Here is a 932-nt window from a genome sequence, read left to right on the forward strand (position 1 = left end):
GGCATCGACTTTGGAGAGTTTTTCTTAAGTATTATTCCAAGTAATATCGTAGAAGCAATGGCGCAAGGAAAGCTGTTGCCGATTATTTTCTTTGGCATTTTTGTAGGATTAGCTCTTACATCACTTGAGGAGAAAGCCAAACCGGTTATTACATTCTTTGAAGCATGGTTACAAGCGATGTTCAAAGTAGTTGAATACGCGGTATCATTTGCCCCAGTTGGCGTATTTGGATTTATTTCTTTTAGCGTGGCTAAATACGGGATTGGCAGCTTGCTTTCTTTAGGTCAATTTGTAGGTATTACGTATTTATCTTTTGCTATTACGGCATTTGTGGTGTTTCCAATTATCGCGCTTATTTTCCGTATCCCTTATAAAGAACTGTTAAAAAGAACGGCGGATTTAATTTTATTAACGTTTACAACGCGCAGTTCAGAAGCTTCTATGCCGCTGCTCATTCATCGATTAGAAAAGTTCGGAGTGTCACGTTCTGTAACTTCGTTTGTATTACCAACCGGCTACTCTTTTAATCTAGATGGAGCTAGCATCTATATCAGTGTAGCAATTATTTTTCTTGCCAATGTATATAACCTACCTCTTAGTCTTGAACAAATTATTGTGATTATTGGTTTATTAATGCTTATGACGAAAGGATTAGCAGGCGTCCCTTCAGCTGTTATCGTTGTGCTGATGGCTGCCGCAAAAGAAATTGGTTTACCTGCCGAAGGAGTCGCTTTGTTATTAGCAGTTGATTTCTTTGTAGACATGGGCCGTTCAGCATTAAATGTCGTAGGAAACTCTTTAGCTACTGTCGTCATCGCAAAATCTGAGAAGTCATTTCATTTTAATGCCGAGGGTAAATAACAATACCTCTTCATCATTTAAAAACACGATAGTGAGAAAGAAGTGTTAGCTTGTTTAAACAAAGAAAATCA

General features: G+C 37.9%; 1 protein-coding gene. It reads left to right on the forward strand.

Annotation, left to right across the window (positions count from 1 at the left end):
- A partial coding sequence (locus AC1DRF_RS29850) for a dicarboxylate/amino acid:cation symporter (RefSeq protein WP_477742552.1) occupies positions 1 to 861 on the forward strand: 861 nt, incomplete at its 5' end.
- Between the last annotated feature and the right edge of the window lie 71 nt (positions 862 to 932).

The sequence above is a fragment of the Priestia sp. P5_B4 genome, from assembly GCF_056400385.1.